Origin of the sequence: Enterobacter sp. UNJFSC 003 (assembly GCF_036903355.1) — a bacterium.
In the GTDB taxonomy this organism is placed as follows: domain Bacteria; phylum Pseudomonadota; class Gammaproteobacteria; order Enterobacterales; family Enterobacteriaceae; genus Enterobacter.
In genome coordinates, this window is the sequence record NZ_JBAKHK010000002.1 from 160973 (window position 1) to 178513 (window position 17541).

The window sequence follows — 17541 nt, forward strand, 5'->3', positions numbered from 1 at the left end:
CACTCCCAACACGATAAGGAATAACAAGAATGGAAAAAACATCCGCTTATCAACAACTCACCCGCACATTTCAGCGCCTCTCCCGCTTCTCCCACCTCTCCTCCATCGCCAGCTGGGACATGTTTACGATGATGCCACCGGGCGGCAGCGCCGCGCGCGGTGAGGCGCTGGCGGAAATGAGCGTACTGCAGCACCAGATCCTGACCGATAAAAACGTGGGTGACTGGCTCGTTGCCGCGGCTAGCGAAGATCTGGATGATGTTGAACAGGCCAACCTGCGCGAAATGACGCGCCATTATCAGCAGGCCTCGCTGTTGCCTGAGTCGCTGGTGGAAGCCAAATCGCTGGCGGGCAGCAAATGTGAGCATGCCTGGCGTACCCAGCGTCCGGCCAACGACTGGCAAGGTTTTTCCGCCAACCTGAAAGACGTGGTCAAACTTAGTCGTGAAGAAGCCCGCCTGCGTGCCGAAGCCAAAGGTTGTTCTCCTTATGATGCGCTGCTCGACATCTTTGAACCGGACATGACCAGCGCTCGCCTCGACGTGTTGTTTGCCGACATGAAATCCTGGCTGCCTGACCTGCTGGCAAACGTCGTCGAAGAACAGGCGCAACGGTCTTACGTTCCACCGCAAGGCCCTTTCCCAACCATCACACAGCGCGAGCTGGGGCTTGAAGCCATGAAGATGCTCGGCTTCGACTTCAATGGTGGCCGACTGGACGTTAGCGCGCATCCGTTCTGCGGCGGTGTGCCGGAGGATGTACGCATTACCACGCGCTACGATGAAGACGAACTGCTCAGCGCCCTGTTTGGCGTGGTGCACGAAACCGGACATGCACGCTACGAGCAAAACCTGCCGCGCGCGTGGGCCGGCCAGCCTGTCGCGATGGCGCGCTCAACGGCAATCCACGAATCCCAGAGCCTGTTCTTTGAAATGCAGCTTGGCCGCAGCGAGGCCTTCCTGAAACACCTCCTGCCCGCCGTTCATGCCCGCTTTGGTAGCCAGGCAGCATTCAGCGAAGAGAACTTTATCGCCTGGAACCAGCGCGTGAAACCGGGTTACATTCGCGTCGATGCTGACGAAGTGAGCTATCCGGCGCACGTGGTGCTGCGCTATGAGATTGAACGCGCCCTGATTAACGGAGATATCGAGGTCGATGATATTCCTGCATTGTGGGATGAGAAAATGCAGGCGTGGCTGGGATTGTCTACCAAAGATAACTACCGTAACGGTTGTATGCAGGATATCCACTGGACAGACGGCGGTTTTGGTTATTTCCCGTCATATACGCTGGGGGCGATGTACGCGGCACAGCTGTTCCATGCGGCCAACACCGCGCTTCCGGGTCTTCAGGCGTCTATTGCAGAAGGGGATTTCTCGGCATTGTTCGACTGGCTACGCCAGAATATCTGGCAGCACGGCAGCCGCTTTACCACTTCACAGCTAATTACCCAGGCGACGGGCGAAGATCTGAACATTCGTTACTTCCGTGAACACCTGACCTCGCGCTATCTCTGATTCACATCGCCGGGGTTCGCTCCGGCAATCTCTCCCCCCTGTTTTCGTACACCTCACCCCACCTTTGTACATATGGTTACACGCCGATACCAATCACTCACGGAAACCGCGAATTTACAGGGATATAGTTATTTCAACGGCCCCGCAGTGGGGTTAAATGAAAAACCAAATTCGAGGGTATGAGAATGAAAAAAGTATTAGCTCTGGTTGTTGCCGCTGCTATGGGTCTGTCTTCTGCTGCGTTTGCTGCTGAAACTACCGCAACTGCAACACCTGCTGCAGCGTCAGCGGCAACCACCACCGCTGCGCCAGCAAAAGCGGTTCACCACAAGAAACACCATAAAGCCGCTAAACCTGCTGTAGAGCAAAAAGCGCAGGCGGCTAAAAAGCACCACAAAAAAGCCGCTAAACCCGCTGTAGAGCAGAAAGCGCAGGCGGCTAAAAAACATCACAAAAAAGCCGCTAAACCTGCTGTAGAGCAGAAAGCGCAGGCTGCTAAAAAACATCACAAAAAAGCAGTAAAACACGAAGCTGCTAAACCAGCTGCACAGCCAGCTGCGTAAGAGTACACGCTTAACCGTGCCCTTCGGGGCACGTTGGTAAACCGGCGCTGAACCATCCGGATCAGCGTCGTTTTTTTATCCGGAGGGCGTATGCTGCGGCGCTATCGGTTTGAGCTGATTCTTATCCTGCTTATTTTATGTGCGCTCATCGCAAGCCGCTTTTATCTTTCCTGATGTAGCACGCTGATTTTACTCCCACTTTAGCGCCGTCCCGTCTATAGTAATTTCATAGGGTTCACTTTTAATAATCATAATTACCCCACCAGAGTGTGATATGCGTAAATCTGTTGTGTTGTTACTGGGAACGTTCAGCCTTTTTTCTGGCCTTTCACATGCGGACGATGGCGGTGATGATGCTATTAGCGCAAAAGAGGTAAAGACACTGTTTTTCGGTCAGGACGATCGTACGCGTGTCGCCGATCCTACCCAGGCACCCTGGGATGCTATCGGGCAGTTGGAAACCGCCAGCGGTAACTTATGCACCGCCACATTGATTACCCCTCAACTTGCCCTGACGGCAGGCCACTGTCTCTTAACCCCCCCAAACGGCAAACCGGACAAAGCGGTTGCGTTGCGTTTTGTGTCGCAAAAAGGCATGTGGCGCTATGAAATTCACGGTATTGAAGGCCGAGTCGATCCTTCACTGGGGAAACGCCTGAAGCCGGACGGCGACGGCTGGATAGTGCCGCCTGCAGCAGCCCCCTGGGATTTTGGCCTGATCGTATTACGCTACCCGCCGTCCGGCATCACGCCGCTGCCGCTTTTTGACGGAGATAAAGCGGCACTGACCGCCGCGCTGAAGGCAGCCGATCGTAAAGTAACGCAGTCAGGCTATCCGGTCGATCATCTGGATGCGCTGTACACCCATTCCGACTGTATCGTTACTGGCTGGGCGCAAAACAGCGTGCTGTCACACCAGTGCGATACGTTACCCGGTGACAGCGGCTCGCCGCTGATGTTGAAAACAGAGAATGGCTGGCAGCTGATTGGCGTTCAAAGCTCAGCCCCGGCAGCAAAAGATCGCTGGAGAGCCGATAACCGTGCCTTGTCGGTGACAGGTTTTCGCGACAAGCTGGAAGCGCTGGCGCAGCAATAGCTGAACGTTATACTTTTCTAAATGAGACAGACGGCGAATTCGCCGCCTGTCAATAATGGCGTTGTCGCGATCAGGAAAGTTTTATCATAATCATACCGGCGAGCAACAGTACCAGCCCTATCCAGCCTTTACTGTTTAAACGCTGGCCGAAAAGCACCCAGCCTGCTGCCAACGTGGCGGCAATACCGAATCCGCCCCACAGCGCGTACGCCACCGAAAGATCGATGCCTTTTACCGCCTGTGAAAGGGCGCTGAACGCCCCCAGCACCGCAGCAATCGACATCAGACCGTAGAACTTACGACGAAAACCGTCGGAGAATTTCAGAAAGACGTTAGCCACAATTTCCAGAACGATGGCGAGCGCCAGCCAGGCCGCATGGATCCATTCAAACTGCTGCATGGGTCTGCTCCTTCTGCTGTTTTGTCGGTTTTCGTGTACCCGATTTAATCAGCACAATGCCGACCACCAGCGTCGTTAATCCGGCAATTTTCATCGTTGAAAGCGTTTCGTCAAATAACATGACGCTGAACAGCGTAATCAACAAAATACCGATGCCTTCCCACAGCGCGTAGGCCACACCCAGCGCAATTTTCTTCACGGCAAACGAGAGGAAAATATAGGAAAGTGAAATCATCACCAGCATTAAAATAAATCCGGCGTTGCCATCACTGACGCTTGCCCATTTCATAGACAACGTTCCGGTAATTTCAGCAACGATAGCCAGAGCTAATAAAATCCAGTAAAACATGGTTTTCTCCTGCTTGAGAATATAATCCATCAGGGCTCACTGCGGACAGCAAACCTAAAAAAGAGGAAATAAGATCAGATAGCTAAGCGCATAGCGCCAGCTCAGGCAGAAGACGTGACTATAGCGCGGTGCGCCAGTGTTGCTCACCAGACAGAAGGCAGAGGGAGGTGGAAAATACAGCGGTGTTATTTGAAAAGTACGTCCTGAACAAATTGTCCATAAAATTACAATTATCCGCGTTGTTGCTTCTCGTCTGTGCGGATGAAAATTGTCCTCAGTAGTTGAACACGCCAGATTTGTACCATAAGCCAAGATTTTACTCAAAGTCTTTTCAATTCTTTACCCATTCTGTTTGATTTCGGTTAGTTTATTGGAATGGTTTTCGCATCTATTATAATTAAAAAGATTATTCAGGAACTCCCATGTCAAAACCCATCATCACCCTGAACGGATTAAAGATTGTCATCATGCTCGGTATGCTGGTGATCATACTCACGGGTGTTCGCTTTGCTGCCGACATCATCGTGCCCTTTATCCTGGCACTTTTTATAGCGGTTATCCTGAACCCCCTCATCCAGCGCCTGGTACGGCTACGGGTGCCCCGCGTGCTGGCGATTAGCTTACTTATCAGCATTATCATTGTCGCCATGGTGCTACTGGTCGCGTATCTGGGCACCTCCCTGAACGAGCTTGCGCGCACGTTGCCGAAATATCGCTCATCGCTGGCCATCCCGCTGCTGCAGCTTGAACCCTGGTTACAGCGTGCAGGGATAGAGATCTCGGTTGAGGAATTACTGAAGTATATCGACCCGAATGCCGCCATGACGATTGTCACTAGCCTGCTGGCCCAGCTCTCCAATGCCATGACCTCCATTTTCCTGCTGTTCTTGACGGTAGTTTTCATGCTGCTGGAGGTGCCTCAGCTTCCGGCAAAGCTGCAGCAGATTATGGTCCGTCCCGTTGAGGGTATGGGGGCGATTCAGCGCGCGCTGGACAGCGTCTCTCGCTATCTGGTATTGAAAACGGCGATCAGCCTGGTGACGGGGCTTGTGGTCTGGGGCATGCTGGTTGCCCTGGACGTGCGGTTTGCGTTCGTCTGGGGATTACTGGCCTTCGCGCTCAACTACATCCCCAACATCGGTTCCGTGCTGGCGGCGATCCCGCCTATCCTTCAGGTACTGGTTTTCAGTGGCTTGTATGACGCGCTGGTTCTGCTGGCCGGTTATCTGGTGATTAACCTGGTGTTCGGGAATATTCTTGAGCCGCGCATGATGGGGCGCGGGCTTGGGCTTTCCACGCTGGTGGTGTTTTTATCCCTGATATTCTGGGGTTGGCTGCTCGGCCCCGTCGGGATGCTACTCTCCGTGCCGCTGACCATCATTGTGAAGATTGGTCTTGAACAGACGGCGGGCGGGCAAAGTATCGCCGTACTGCTGAGCGATATGAGCCATAAGTAGCACGAGGCCGAGCAACGCTTACATCACCTAATCGCGCCAGCCCATTGCTGGCGCGACATGTTTAAGTAAGGACTCGATAACATGCGCGTTGTAGTCCACGCCGAGTTGATTCGGCACGGTCAGTAACAGCGTATCCGCTTCGGCAATCGCTTCATCCTGCTTCAGCTGTTCAATCAGCTTTTCAGGCTCTGCGGCATAGCTGCGACCGAAAATGGCGCGCGTTTTCTCATCCAGATAGCCTACGCTATCGCTCTCATTGCGGCTTGCACCGAAATACATCCGGTCACGATCGTTCATCAGGGCAAAAATACTGCGGCTGACCGACACGCGCGGCTGACGAGCATGACCCGCTTCTGCCCAAGCCTGTCGATACGCGCGGATCTGTTTCGCCTGCTGAATATGGAACGGTTCACCGGTTTCATCGTCTTTCAGCGTTGAACTTTGCAGGTTCATCCCGAGTTTTGCAGCCCATACCGCCGTCGCATTTGAGCCAGCCCCCCACCAGATGCGATCGCGCAAGCCTTCGGAATGCGGCTCCAGACGCAGCAACCCCGGCGGGTTCGGGAACATAGGCTGCGGGTTCGGTTTTGCAAACCCTTCTCCGCGCAGCACCTCAAGCAGCACTTCGGTGTGTCGACGCGCCATATCCGACTCGTTTTCGCCTTCTTGCGGAACATAGCCAAAATGACGCCAGCCATCAATGACCTGCTCCGGGGATCCGCGGCTGATGCCCAGCTGCAAACGCCCGCCGGAGATCAGATCGGCCGCCCCGGCATCTTCCGCCATATACATCGGATTTTCATAGCGCATATCGATAACGCCCGTACCGATTTCGATCTTTTTCGTCCTGGCACCGATTGCGGCCAGCAAGGGGAACGGAGAGCTGAGCTGACGGGCAAAATGATGCACCCGGAAATAAGCCCCGTCTGCGCCTAGTTCTTCAGCCGCCACGGCCAGATCGATGGACTGCAACAGTGTGTCAGCCGCTGTTCGGGTGCCAGACTGCGGTGAGGGTGTCCAGTGACCAAACGACAAAAATCCGATCTTTTTCATAATGCGTAATCCTGATGATGCATGTGTTACTTCTACTTTACGCATTACAGGATGAGAATAAATGCCGTTTATCTAACGGAATGATTCAAATAAATTGATGGAAATGTGCGGATCGCCATTCCCTATCATAATGGGATATAATTTCACCCACTCTTTTTCCTGCAGGTAACATCGGCAATGGCTCTGATCCCCAGAAACTACGCGCGGCTGGAAAGCGGCTACCGTGAGAAAGCACTCAAAATCTATCCATGGGTATGCGGACGCTGCTCGCGAGAGTTTGTCTATTCGAATCTTCGTGAACTGACGGTTCATCATATCGACCACGACCACACCAATAACCCGGAAGATGGCAGTAACTGGGAACTGTTGTGCCTGTTCTGCCACGACCATGAACACTCGAAATATACCGAGGCGGATCAGTACGGCACGACCGTAGTGGCGGGAGAAGACGCGCAAAAAGAGATGGGCGTCGCCACCTTTAACCCGTTTGCCGATTTGAAAGCAATGATGGGTAAGAAGAAATAATCTTTCAGGGATTTTCTCGCATCGACACTTTCCCCTCCGGCCAGATATGTTCAACCGTATACATAGACGTACCAGGTAATGACATAGATGGCCGTAATAATCGTCGCTGCGACGCTCAAGAAGATCCCGTCACGTCTATACATATCCTCACCTCAACGCTAGAAGGTCCAGGTGATAGCCGCTGTGACAGAGCCTTCATTACGTCGCGAAACAAGCGGGCTTTTATCCGCATGCTCTCCAAGCCAGGTGTAGCCTGCGCTCAACGCCGTTCCCCAGCGAGCGTCGAGCTGATGGCTCCAGGTCAGGCTGTTATCCACGCCGTAAAATCCGGCGGCTGCCGAATAGCGGTTATAGCCGGAACGGTGGCTCTGCTGCTGGCTGACGCCGTACCAGGTGTTCATGTACCGACTATCGCCAAACAGCGCGGCAGACTGAAACGCAACCGTGTCTTCACTGTTTTGAACGGGGATCAACGTCACGGACGTCTGATAATTAACGCCCTGGCTGTCTGTTAACGGCAGCGTCGCTTTGCCCTCAACGCTGAGCCAGGACGTTACCTGCCAGCCGACAGCGAGCCCGGTGTTCAGGGTGGCATCAATGTCTCCCATCCCTTTCAGATTATGCGCGCCTTCGCGCCAGCTGGAATTTTCGTCTGCTCTTCCCAGGTTGTATCCCAGCGTATGTTCAACGTACCAACCGCTGTCATTTTGCAGGTCATATCCAACCCCTTTCTGCGCATCAACAAAGAATGCGCCTTTGCGCCCCTGCAGCACGGGAACCAGCTGCCATGCCTGCTTGTCTGAGCCTGAGTAACGAGTGGCATACCGCCCCCCTAACCCGACGGTTAACGAATCGGGAGGCGTTTGTGCATCATCGGCTTTTGCGCCGGCTGCCGCCGCCATCAGAAACGGAACGGTCATATACAGGGCTTTTTTTCTCGATATCATACTCTTCTCCACACCGTAGTGGCGGACTGCTCTATAAGATGTGCGCAGTATGATTTGGCTAAATCAATGAATCGTCGGGATAGTGTTAAGAAACGGTCAAGGTGAACAGATGTTGTCCAGAAGAGTGCTGATTATTGAAGATGATGCCGATGCGGCTGGCGTACTTGAAGCCTATTTGCGCCGTGAAAATTACGACGTGACCGTAACGGGAGACGGCCTGTCCGGGCTGGATATGGCGCAACGGTGGAAGCCCGATCTGGTTTTGCTGGACGTCATGCTTCCCAGACTCAATGGGACCGAGGTGCTGGCCAGCCTGCGTCGTAAAAGCGATGTGCCCGTTATCATGGTCACCGCTATGGGGGACACGCCCGATCGTATCGGCGCGCTGAGGTACGGGGCAGATGATTACGTCGTCAAGCCCTATCATCCGGGCGAGGTCGTGGCGCGGGTGCAGGCGGTGCTACGCCGTAGCAATAAAAACGTGCGCGAGGAAGAGATACTGCGCTGGCAGTCGCTGGAGGTGGATGTCACCGCCATTGTGGCGAGCATCGTCAACGGTGACAGCGCGCCCCTTATACTGGATCTGACCCCCACCGAATTTTCGCTGCTCGCTACGCTGATGCGTTCTCCTTCGCGCCCATTTTCACGACAGTATTTACTGGAATACTGCTTGCCTGAGAGCGAGGCGCTGGAGCGCGTGGTGGATACGCATATCTATAACCTGCGCAGAAAACTCGAAGCCGCCGGAATTTCCGGCGTGCTGGTTAATGTTCGCGGCGTGGGATACAGGTTCAAACAGCCATGAAACAGACCCGTCGTCCCTCCCTATGGCGCTGGATTTGCGCGCGCATACTCGCGCTGGCGATTGGCAGCGTGATTGTTATTGCAGCCTGTATGTGGCTGCGTTACGCCGTGCAGAACTACTGGATAATGGGCAGGATGCCGGCGGCGGTTCGTCAGGAGTTTATTACTCTCAGCCAGAATCCGCAGTCAAACCCTGAGCGCTTCCACGCTATCGTCGATACCTGGTGGGGGCTGAGCTATTCAACCCCGTCCATCGCCTCGGCTGACTGGGTCACCGTGGCCCTGCTGGTGCTGGTGATGATCCCCTTCATCGTGGTGATGGGCCTTAAGCACGCGCGGCCGCTGGCGCTGCAGTTCAGCCGCCTTCGCGCGGCGGCAAAAGATGTCACCGAAGGACAGTTTGGCCGACAGGCAGAGCTCGTCGAGGATGCACCGGCGGAAATGATCAGCTTTGCGGCTGACTTTAATACCATGACCGGGCAGTTGGCCCGCTATGAAAAAGAGCTTCGCGCCTCGCACGTTGCAATGGCGCACGAGCTGCGTTCACCGCTGACGGCCGCGATCGGGCGTCTGCAGGGAATGATGGATGGCGTATTTGATGCCACCCCGGAGCAACTCGGCATGGTGATGAAACAGCTTCAGCACCTCAATCGGCTTACCGACGAGCTGCACCTCCTCTCACTGGCAGAGGCGGGAAACCTGGTGCTTGACGATCGGCCGTTCCGTCTGGACGAGCTCGTTCAGGAGCGGATAACCTGGATAATGCCGCAGGCCGATGCGCATAATGTTACGCTTACGCTGCGTAACCCCCGCCCGTGCCCCTTCAGCGGGGATGCTTTTCGCATGGGACAGGTATTTACGATCCTGATGGAAAACGCAATACGCTACGGACGCGAAGGCGGACATCTGGATATGACCCTGCACTACGCCAAGGGGCACTACCTTCTCGAATTTGCCGACGACGGCCCGGGAGTGCAGCCCCCTTTCTTACCGGAGATGTTTAAGCGCTTCAGCCGCGAGGAGCAGTCCCGCGCCCGTCATTCCGGCGGCAGCGGCCTCGGCTTATCGATTGCACGCGCGATCTGTGAGGCGCACGGGGGCCGTATTAGCGCGTCACTGCCCGACACTGGCGGGCTCGCGGTGCGCATTCTGCTGCCTTTCGACGCCGCGGATGAGGAAAAATCCCGCTCTTGATAAACCCTTGACACAACATCGAATCTTTCTCGATGAACAGCACCTTTAATAACGCTATCACCTTTATGGAGCGGCGTTATGTCAGACGACTTCTTTTTCTCCCTCCGCCACGGTCTGCATCATTTATGCCCCGTGGCGCGCACCCTTTCCTGGCTGCATTTTCTCCCCCTGGCGATACTCGCACTGGGTATTTTTTCGCTCACCGGCTGTGGCGATAAACATGACCCTAAGCCCACTCCCCCACGAACGGTGCGCTACGTGGTGGTGGGTTCAGCAAAAACGCTGCCCGTCCTGCAAAGCACCGGCGATATTCATGCCCACGATGAGACGACGCTGAGTTTCCGTACCGAGGGCCGGATCATGACGCGTCTTGTTGATATTGGCGAACGGGTGGCTGCCGGGCAGCTGCTGGCTACCCTCGACACGATGACCGTGCAAAATCAGCTCGACAGCGCAACGGCCGACTACGAGGGCGCGAAAGCGTCGGCGCAGGTTGCCGCGCTGAACGTTAGCCGAATGCAAAAACTCATGCCAACCGGGGCCATCGCCCGCACGCAGTTCGACAGCGCCCGCGCAGACTGGCTTGTCGCCAGCGCGCGCCTGAAAAGCAGCGAGGCCGCATTGCGTAACGCTCGGGAAAGCCTGAGCTGGACCCGCCTCATCTCGCCGAAAGAAGGCGTGATTACCGCCGTCAGCGCCTCGGCAGGTCAGGTTGTGAGCGCCGGGCAGTCGGTGGTGACGCTGGCAACCGGTGACGCTCGCGATGTGGTATTTGATGTTGCCGCGCCCGATGCAATCGCGTCAGGGGATAAGGCTGAACTTCAGATTGCTTTGCTCAGCGATCCTGCGGTCAACGCCTTAGCCGTGCTGCGGGATATTTCTCCACAGGCAGACCCTTTGACCCGCACCTGGCGAGTAAGAGCCACCCTGAAACACCCGCCAGCCGCTATGGCGCTGGGTGCCAGCGTCACCGTCACGCTGCCCTCTACGGCGTCATATCAGTACACCATTCCGACGTCGGCGTTGACGCGTTTAGCGGACAAGCCCGCGGTTTTTGTGATCGCGCATCAGCAGCGGGCCCAGCTGCGCAACGTTGTGCCCGCAGGCTATACGGCCTCCTCGGTCATAATCGCTTCCGGCCTTGCGCCCGGCGACCGGGTCATAACCGCAGGCGTAAGCACACTGCAGGCCGGTGAACGGGTGAGTGTTGGGGAGGCGCAGCCGTGAGCATAAAAGAACGCGTTAACCTTTCCGCCTGGGCTCTGGAAAATCAGCAGATGGTCAGCTTCTTGATGCTCCTGGTTATGGCTCTGGGTGCGTACTGCTACACCCACCTGCCGCGTAACGAGGACCCGGCATTTACCATTAAAACTGCCGTGGTCTCCGCGCAGTGGCCTGGAGCTACCGTCTCGGACACCGCGCAATTGCTCACGGACCCGCTGGAGAAAACCTTACAGGAGATCCCCTGGCTTGATTACATCGAAAGTGTAACCCGGCCCGGTCGTGCCGTTGTCTATGTCAATCTGCGCGATGATACGCCGCCCCAAAAGGTGCCGGACATCTGGTATCAAATTCGCAAAAAAATGCAGGATATCACCCCGTCCCTGCCGGAAGGCGTCCAGGGTCCCGCCGTCAACGATGCGTTTGACGATACGTTTGGCACCATTTATGGGTTCATTCCCGAGGGTTACTCCCTGCGGGAGGTTCGGGATCGGGTAGAGGCAATCCGTCGCGGCCTGATTTCCCTGCCGGATATCGGTAAAACTACCTTGCTCGGTGAACAGCAGGAGCAGATGGTTCTCGCCTTTTCCCCCGCGCGCCTGTCCGCCATGGGTCTGGATATTCAGCAGGTCACGGATGCGCTCAGGGCACAGAACGCGGTCGTCCCGGCGGGCGTGATGCGCACCGGGCGAGAGAATATGGCGATAAACGTCAGCGGTGCGCTGACCTCCGAAGCGAGCTTACGGGCCGTTACGCTGCATATTAACGATCGCTATATTCCCCTGACCGACATTGCCACCATCACGCGGGAAATCGCCGAGCCGCCCTCGCCTGCGTTTCGGGTGAACGGAAAACCGGCCATCGGGCTGGCGGTTTCCATGGCCCCCACGGGAAATATGCTGCGTTTCGGCAGCGCGTTGACTCAGAGAATGGCCACCCTCAGCGCCGGGCTGCCGCACGGTATCGAGATGGTTAAGGTCGCCGATCAGTCAGCGGTGGTCAGCGATGCGGTCAGCGGTTTTATCAGAGTATTGATTGAAGCCGTCGCTATCGTTCTGGCCGTGTCATTTGTCTCTCTGGGGCTACGGGCGGGGCTGGTTGTGGCAGCGGCTATCCCGCTGGTGCTGGCCATGACGTTCGCCGGGATGATGCTGGCCGGCATCGGCCTTCAGCGTATCTCGCTCGGGGCGCTGATTATTGCGCTGGGTCTGCTGGTGGATGACGCGATGATCGCCGTGGAAACCATGGTGTCGCGCCTCGAAGCCGGTGATTCCCGGCGGCAGGCGGCGACCTGGGCGTTCAAAACCACGGCCTTCCCGATGCTTACCGGTACGCTGGTAATGATTGCCGGGTTTATTCCGGTCGGCTTTGCGGCGTCCAGCGCGGGTGAATACTGTTTTTCCCTGTTTATGGTGGTGCTTATTGCCCTGCTGTGTTCATGGGTTGTCGCGATCCTGTTTTCGCCGCTGACCGGTACATGGCTGCTGCCAGAGAATATCAGACAGCACGCGGCAGCCCCTGGGCGGATCGCGCGCGGTTACCGTTGGCTTCTGCATAAGGCGATGCGCCACCGGCCTGCCACCGTGCTTCTCGCCCTTGCCGCACTGGGGCTGTCCGTTTACGGGACAACATTTATGCAGGGAGAGTTTTTCCCGGCGTCGGATCGACCCGAGCTGCTGGTGAGCCTGACGCTTCCGGCAAATGCCTCGCAGCCAGAAACGCAAAGAGAGGTCGAGAAGCTGGAAACGTGGCTGGCTGGCAATCGCTATATCGACCATTTCTCGACGTACGTGGGGTCGGGCGCCATACGCTTTTATCTGCCTATGGACGTGCTGCTGGAGAACGAAAATACCGCCCAGATGGTGGTGGTCGCCAAAAGTCTCGATGACCGGGATCGGTTGCACGAACAGCTTAATACGATCCTGGCGACGCAGTTTAGCGACATTATCACCCGCGTGTCGCCCCTGGAGCTTGGGCCCCCCGTTGGCTGGCCGATCAAATATCGGGTTAGCGGGCCGGACTACGTGAAAGTGCGGGCCTTAGCGAATCGTCTGGGAGAGATAATTAGCCGCTCGCCGCGCGCTCGCGACGTTAATCAAACGGCAGGAGAACCAGAGCGGATCATTACCCTTAAGGTGAATCAAACGGCAGCCCGGGCAGCGGGCGTGTCGTCGGAAAGTCTGGCCCGGACGCTGAATACCGTCTGGTCCGGCAGTTTCGTGACGTCGATACGCGATAATGACCGGCTGGTAGATGTCGTGCTTCGGGCCAGAGACGGTGAACGTCTCAATATCGCGACGCTCTCTTCACTGACCCTTCAGGGAAATGATGGCAAAAAAATCCCGCTCAGCGCGGTCGCAACCCCATTTTTTGGCGTGGATGACCCGGTCATCTGGCGTCGCCAGCGTTTGCCGTTTATCACCGTTCAAACTGACCTTGCGCCGGGACTTAAGGCCGAAGCGGTATCCGCAGCCCTGCGCCCGGCAGTGGATACGCTGCGTGCCAGCCTGCCTGCTGGCTACAGTATTGAAGAAGGCGGCGCGGTGGCGGAATCGGACAAAGGAAACCGCTCTGTCTTTACCGTTCTCCCGGTGACGTTTGTCATCATGTTGCTCTTGCTGATGCTGCAACTGCGCCGCTATTCCCGAATGTTCCTTGCGCTGTTTATGGCTCCGTTTGGCTTACCGGGCATCGTCCTGGCGATGCTGCCGGGCGGAACGCCGATGGGATTCGTCGCCCTGCTGGGCGCGATCGCGCTGGCGGGGATGATCATTCGTAACGCGGTGATATTGATCGGCGAAGCTGACGATAATCTTGCGCAGGGAATGGCGAACGATGCCGCCATTATGGCGGCGGCAGAGCACCGGGCCAGGCCCATCTGTCTGACCGCCTGTGCCGCCATTTTGGGGATGATCCCCATCTCTCATCAGGTTTTCTGGGGCCCCATGGCCTATGCCATTATCGGGGGATTGCTGGTCGCCACGCTGGTGACGCTCACGGTGTTACCGGCGTCGTTTAGCCTGTTGCTACAGTGGGGGACATCTTTACGGCATCGGCACCCCGAATAAAACGAGCTGAGGATAACCGCGTCCCCCGATGGCGTAGTCGGCAGCCAGCGCAAAACGGGCTTTCAGAACGTCAGCGATCTCGTCTTCCGCCAGCCGCTGCACCTCTACGCCCTTCGCGGTGATGGTCTTCAGAACATCCCCCAAGAGGATATGGCGTCCTTTAGGATGATGCTGCACGATCAGCAACTTTTGCACGAAGATGGCGTCAGGATGGGTGGAGTTAAGGTAATTGGCCGGAACGAAGTCAACCCATTCCTGGGGAGAGAGGTCGAAGCCATATTGATTCGCCCACTCTCCCTCCACCTTCGCCTGAAGCAGGTACTCGCCATGCGCGTTGCGGGTCAGCCGGAACGTGTCGAAATCCTGTTCAATATCGATATCAAGCTGGTCTAGGGCCATCGGCGCACGGATGCCGTAACTGCCAAAGCCGAGATCGCAGAGCCACTGACGGCCGTCAACTTCAGCCATCACCGCCATATGGGTTTTCGGTCGGCGTGCCGGGTAGAACATCGGACGTGCCGCCACAAAACGCCAGGTAATACCTAACGCCTCCAGCGCCATGGCAAAGAGTCCGTTAACCTCATAGCAATAGCCGCCGCGCCCCTGATGCAGGATCTTGTCGACAATCTCATCCGGTACCAGCGAGACAATTTTGCCTGCCTGCACATCCAGATTTTCAAAAGGGACTGAAAAGAGCTGATGGCGCATAAGCGCATGCAGGGTGGCGGCATCCGCGGCCACCTGTCCGGTATAGTTAATGCGTTTGAAATACGTCGCCATGTCAAAGTTGTCGCTGTGCATAATGCCTCCTTGTCCTGAACATACGGGACACTATAGATGGCACTCATCATTGGCTGTATAGTCAGTTTTATCGAAAATTAGACTGTACAGTTCATCATGTCCGTCTCGTCCCCCCATTACCGCCGGATTGCAGAGATGCTGCGCCTCACGCTGGCTTCAGGCGCGTTGCGAAACGGTGACCGGATGATCTCCGCGCGTAAACTGGCAGAACGCGAGCACGTCAGCCTCCCGACGGCGCTGGAAGCCCTCCGTTGCCTTGAAGCTGAAGGCCTGATCGTTGCGCGTCCGCGTTCGGGCTACTACGTCCGCCAGACCAGCCTACCGCAGGGTGTACAATCTTCTCACGCGTTTCCCGGCCCCGTTCCGGTGACCATGTCAGCCATCGCCCGCTCGCTTTTCAGTCGTGCAGAAGCGCGTCTGGTGCCGCTCGGCGCGGCGCTGCCCGACCCCAACTGGCTACCGGGAGACATGCTGCATCGGGTGCTACACGCCGCAGGCCGTCGCCTGGACGCGTACGGGCAGAGCTACAGCCTGCCGCCGGGACGGGCGGATCTGCGAAGCAAGATTGCCGCGCGCGCGGCGCAGTGGGGGGCCCATTTTGGCGCAGACGATCTGGTCATTACTGCGGGTGCGACGCAGGCCCTGCGCCTGGCGCTTCGGGCGGTGTGCCAGCCGGGCGACGTCGTGGCGATTGAGTCCCCTGCCTACTTCGGCACGCTCCTGCTGCTGGAAGATTTAGGCCTGAAGGCGCTGCAGATCCCAACCGATCCTGCAGAAGGTCTGCTGCTGGCCCCGCTGGCCGACGCCATTCAGCGCCACCACCCTGCAGCTGTCCTGGCTTCGCCCACGGTGCAAAACCCGCTCGGCGCGTGTATGTCCGTCGCACGCAAGCAGGAACTTGTAGCCCTGCTTGAACGCGCGGGCATTCCCCTGATTGAGGACGATGTTTACGGTGACCTGGTTGGCGAAGGCCAGCGGCCCGCGGCCTGCAAGGCGTTCGACCGGTGCGGGAACGTCATCTACTGCAGCTCATTGTCCAAAACCCTCGCGCCGGGCTGGCGAATCGGCTGGATTGCAGCCGGACGCTACCACACGCAGGTATTGCAGGCTCGCATGGCAGGCGACTGGGCGGGCGCGCCGCTGCTCGAGGCCGCCACGAGCGAAATCCTGTCCAGTGGCGACTACGATCGCCATCTTCGGCGATTGAAGGTGCGCATCGCCGAGGGGATACAGGCCGTGATCGCTCAGGTCGATGCGAGTTTTCCGCCGGGCACGCGCGCGACCGCCCCTGCAGCCGGTTTTTTGCTGTGGGTTGAACTGCCGCAGCAAATCAATGCGCTGGAGGTGCATCGTCGCGCGCTGGCGCTGGGCATTGGCGTCAGCCCCGGCCCGCTGTTTTCCCCGGGGGCGGAACTCACGCACTTTCTGCGCTTAAACTGTGCCAACGAACCCACGCCCCTTCTGCTAAACGCCGTGGAACAGCTTGGCGAAATTTGTCATGAGCTGGCCGGGGCAGGCCCGCGGCGACTTTCACAGTAAGCTTTCTAACCACTCGGTAAAGACCCGCACTTTGCGCGAGAGATGGCGGTGCGGATAGAGCAGCGACAGTTTGCGGTCCGGCGCGGGATGATGGGGTAACACTTCGACCAGTTGGCCGCCGTCGAGGTAAGGCTGTAAAAAGAGGCTCATTCCCTGCATCACGCCCAGGCCAGCGAGCCCAGCCGCGATATAGGCCTGGGAGTTATCCACCACCAGCTTGCTGGGCAGTGTAATATCTGCGGTTCCCTCTGACGTCGTAAAGGTCCAGGGCTTGATGAACCGGCTGTTGGAGTTAATCCAGTTAATCGCCTTGTGCGTTTGTAGATCCTCCAGCGTATCTGGCGTGCCGTGGATCGCCAGATAATCAGGGCTGGCACAGGTTTTAATTCTGATGTTACCCACCCTGCGTGCTACATAGTCGCTATCGTCCAACTCTCCGACCCGCAGCACGCAGTCCAGCCCCTCTCGCAGCATATCCCGTCGGCGATCGGAACTGCTCAGGACGATCTCAATGTCAGGATGCATGCGGTAAAACTCAGGCAAACGGGGAATGACCACCAGAACCGCAAACGCAATGGGCATATCCACACGCAGCTGACCGCGTAATACCGCGTCAGACCCAAACGACTCAAGTAGCGCATCCGCCTGCGCCAGCAGGGGCTTGCTGCGGCGATAAAACGTCTCTCCGTCCGGCGTCAGGTCAATCCGCCGCGTGGTTCGCTGCAGTAAACGCGTGCCGCTGTGTTGTTCGAGCATCTGCAACGCTTTCGTTACCGCAGGACGGTGGATCCGCAGATTCTCCGCCGCTTGCGTCAGGCTACCGGATTCAACAATTTCTATAAAAACTCGGATCGACTCAAAAAGGTTGATTTGCATAAAGGCGTTCTTTTGCAGTGTTGATTATCGCTAACGGCGATAAGAGAATTGTTACTGATTTTATAACAGTGATGAATATTTTTAGCTATTTTTCAAAACAATCTTGCGCCCTACACTCTCTCCCACTCGAA

Annotated in this window: 16 protein-coding genes; 10 read left to right on the top strand and 6 right to left on the bottom strand. The window is 56.8% G+C overall.

The genetic code is table 11. From position 1 onward, the window contains the following. The first annotated feature begins 29 nt into the window (after positions 1 to 29). The 3 genes from V5P19_RS06815 (at position 30) to V5P19_RS06825 (ending at position 3176) form a co-directional block, all read left to right on the top strand. Positions 30 to 1517, top strand: a complete 1488-nt coding sequence (locus V5P19_RS06815) for a carboxypeptidase M32 (protein ID WP_334401466.1) — start codon at positions 30 to 32, stop codon at positions 1515 to 1517. Positions 1518 to 1702: 185 nt separating this feature from the next. After that, complete coding sequence (gene asr, locus V5P19_RS06820; RefSeq protein WP_334401468.1) at positions 1703 to 2080, top strand: acid resistance repetitive basic protein Asr; 378 nt, start codon at positions 1703 to 1705, stop codon at positions 2078 to 2080. Between the two features lie 274 nt (positions 2081 to 2354). Continuing rightward, a complete protein-coding gene (locus tag V5P19_RS06825; RefSeq protein WP_334401470.1) occupies positions 2355 to 3176 on the top strand; it encodes a serine protease in 822 nt (273 codons plus the stop codon). A gap of 70 nt (positions 3177 to 3246) precedes the next feature. On the opposite strand, the gene mdtI is transcribed toward V5P19_RS06825, so the two are convergent. Together mdtI and mdtJ are read right to left on the bottom strand one after the other, a co-directional pair. Continuing rightward, positions 3247 to 3576 (bottom strand): multidrug/spermidine efflux SMR transporter subunit MdtI, encoded by a 330-nt coding sequence (mdtI, locus tag V5P19_RS06830; protein ID WP_334401472.1) that lies wholly within the window; start codon positions 3574 to 3576, stop codon positions 3247 to 3249. After that, positions 3563 to 3925, bottom strand: coding sequence for a multidrug/spermidine efflux SMR transporter subunit MdtJ (gene mdtJ, locus V5P19_RS06835; protein WP_334401474.1), 363 nt, complete (start codon positions 3923 to 3925; stop codon positions 3563 to 3565). The genes mdtI and mdtJ overlap by 14 nt, the downstream gene beginning before the upstream one ends. A 422-nt stretch (positions 3926 to 4347) precedes the next feature. Between mdtJ and V5P19_RS06840 the strand changes: the two genes are divergently transcribed. Continuing rightward, entirely contained in the window at positions 4348 to 5382 is a 1035-nt protein-coding gene (locus V5P19_RS06840; RefSeq protein ID WP_334401476.1) for an AI-2E family transporter, read from the top strand. A 27-nt stretch (positions 5383 to 5409) separates the two neighbouring features. On the opposite strand, the gene V5P19_RS06845 is transcribed toward V5P19_RS06840, so the two are convergent. Next, on the bottom strand, positions 5410 to 6435 hold the full coding sequence (locus tag V5P19_RS06845; protein ID WP_334401478.1) for an LLM class flavin-dependent oxidoreductase: 1026 nt from the start codon (positions 6433 to 6435) through the stop codon (positions 5410 to 5412). Positions 6436 to 6612: 177 nt separating this feature from the next. Between V5P19_RS06845 and yajD the strand changes: the two genes are divergently transcribed. Continuing rightward, positions 6613 to 6960 (top strand): HNH nuclease YajD, encoded by a 348-nt coding sequence (gene yajD / locus V5P19_RS06850; protein ID WP_334401480.1) that lies wholly within the window; start codon positions 6613 to 6615, stop codon positions 6958 to 6960. Between the two features lie 158 nt (positions 6961 to 7118). Here yajD and V5P19_RS06855 read toward each other — a convergent pair whose 3' ends face one another. Beyond that, on the bottom strand, positions 7119 to 7907 hold the full coding sequence (locus V5P19_RS06855; protein WP_334401482.1) for a MipA/OmpV family protein: 789 nt from the start codon (positions 7905 to 7907) through the stop codon (positions 7119 to 7121). Between the two features lie 109 nt (positions 7908 to 8016). Between V5P19_RS06855 and V5P19_RS06860 the strand changes: the two genes are divergently transcribed. The 4 genes from V5P19_RS06860 to V5P19_RS06875 all read left to right on the top strand — a co-directional run bounded on the left by V5P19_RS06860 (position 8017) and on the right by V5P19_RS06875 (position 14194). Then, on the top strand, positions 8017 to 8712 hold the full coding sequence (locus V5P19_RS06860) for a response regulator (RefSeq protein WP_334401484.1): 696 nt from the start codon (positions 8017 to 8019) through the stop codon (positions 8710 to 8712). Beyond that, positions 8709 to 9905 (top strand): ATP-binding protein, encoded by a 1197-nt coding sequence (locus V5P19_RS06865; protein ID WP_334401486.1) that lies wholly within the window; start codon positions 8709 to 8711, stop codon positions 9903 to 9905. The genes V5P19_RS06860 and V5P19_RS06865 overlap by 4 nt, the downstream gene beginning before the upstream one ends. Before the next feature lie 78 nt (positions 9906 to 9983). Then, positions 9984 to 11132 (top strand): efflux RND transporter periplasmic adaptor subunit, encoded by a 1149-nt coding sequence (locus V5P19_RS06870; protein ID WP_334401488.1) that lies wholly within the window; start codon positions 9984 to 9986, stop codon positions 11130 to 11132. After that, positions 11129 to 14194 carry an efflux RND transporter permease subunit gene (locus V5P19_RS06875; RefSeq protein ID WP_334401490.1) on the top strand — a complete coding sequence of 1022 codons (3066 nt, stop codon included), beginning with the start codon at positions 11129 to 11131 and terminating at the stop codon, positions 14192 to 14194. Before V5P19_RS06870 ends, V5P19_RS06875 begins: the two co-directional genes overlap by 4 nt. Here V5P19_RS06875 and V5P19_RS06880 read toward each other — a convergent pair. After that, positions 14171 to 14995 carry an arylamine N-acetyltransferase gene (locus V5P19_RS06880; RefSeq protein ID WP_334401493.1) on the bottom strand — a complete coding sequence of 275 codons (825 nt, stop codon included), beginning with the start codon at positions 14993 to 14995 and terminating at the stop codon, positions 14171 to 14173. The genes V5P19_RS06875 and V5P19_RS06880 overlap by 24 nt on opposite strands. A 96-nt stretch (positions 14996 to 15091) precedes the next feature. Between V5P19_RS06880 and V5P19_RS06885 the strand changes: the two genes are divergently transcribed. Beyond that, positions 15092 to 16534, top strand: coding sequence for a PLP-dependent aminotransferase family protein (locus V5P19_RS06885; protein ID WP_334401495.1), 1443 nt, complete (start codon positions 15092 to 15094; stop codon positions 16532 to 16534). On the opposite strand, the gene V5P19_RS06890 is transcribed toward V5P19_RS06885, so the two are convergent. Then, positions 16526 to 17410, bottom strand: coding sequence for a LysR family transcriptional regulator (locus tag V5P19_RS06890; protein WP_334401497.1), 885 nt, complete (start codon positions 17408 to 17410; stop codon positions 16526 to 16528). The two genes, V5P19_RS06885 and V5P19_RS06890, sit on opposite strands and share 9 nt — an antisense overlap. Between the last annotated feature and the right edge of the window lie 131 nt (positions 17411 to 17541).

Excerpts from the sequence above, each read along its gene's own strand:
- V5P19_RS06880 (WP_334401493.1), bottom strand. The coding sequence starts at position 14,995 with ATGCACAGCGACAACTTTGACATGGCGACGTATTTCAAACGCATTAAC.
- V5P19_RS06870 (WP_334401488.1), top strand. The coding sequence starts at position 9,984 with ATGTCAGACGACTTCTTTTTCTCCCTCCGCCACGGTCTGCATCATTTA.
- mdtI (WP_334401472.1), bottom strand. The coding sequence starts at position 3,576 with ATGCAGCAGTTTGAATGGATCCATGCGGCCTGGCTGGCGCTCGCCATC.
- yajD (WP_334401480.1), top strand. The coding sequence starts at position 6,613 with ATGGCTCTGATCCCCAGAAACTACGCGCGGCTGGAAAGCGGCTACCGT.
- V5P19_RS06890 (WP_334401497.1), bottom strand. The coding sequence starts at position 17,410 with ATGCAAATCAACCTTTTTGAGTCGATCCGAGTTTTTATAGAAATTGTT.
- asr (WP_334401468.1), top strand. The coding sequence starts at position 1,703 with ATGAAAAAAGTATTAGCTCTGGTTGTTGCCGCTGCTATGGGTCTGTCT.
- V5P19_RS06885 (WP_334401495.1), top strand. The coding sequence starts at position 15,092 with ATGTCCGTCTCGTCCCCCCATTACCGCCGGATTGCAGAGATGCTGCGC.
- V5P19_RS06840 (WP_334401476.1), top strand. The coding sequence starts at position 4,348 with ATGTCAAAACCCATCATCACCCTGAACGGATTAAAGATTGTCATCATG.
- V5P19_RS06855 (WP_334401482.1), bottom strand. The coding sequence starts at position 7,907 with ATGATATCGAGAAAAAAAGCCCTGTATATGACCGTTCCGTTTCTGATG.
- V5P19_RS06815 (WP_334401466.1), top strand. The coding sequence starts at position 30 with ATGGAAAAAACATCCGCTTATCAACAACTCACCCGCACATTTCAGCGC.
- V5P19_RS06845 (WP_334401478.1), bottom strand. The coding sequence starts at position 6,435 with ATGAAAAAGATCGGATTTTTGTCGTTTGGTCACTGGACACCCTCACCG.
- mdtJ (WP_334401474.1), bottom strand. The coding sequence starts at position 3,925 with ATGTTTTACTGGATTTTATTAGCTCTGGCTATCGTTGCTGAAATTACC.
- V5P19_RS06860 (WP_334401484.1), top strand. The coding sequence starts at position 8,017 with ATGTTGTCCAGAAGAGTGCTGATTATTGAAGATGATGCCGATGCGGCT.
- V5P19_RS06865 (WP_334401486.1), top strand. The coding sequence starts at position 8,709 with ATGAAACAGACCCGTCGTCCCTCCCTATGGCGCTGGATTTGCGCGCGC.
- V5P19_RS06825 (WP_334401470.1), top strand. The coding sequence starts at position 2,355 with ATGCGTAAATCTGTTGTGTTGTTACTGGGAACGTTCAGCCTTTTTTCT.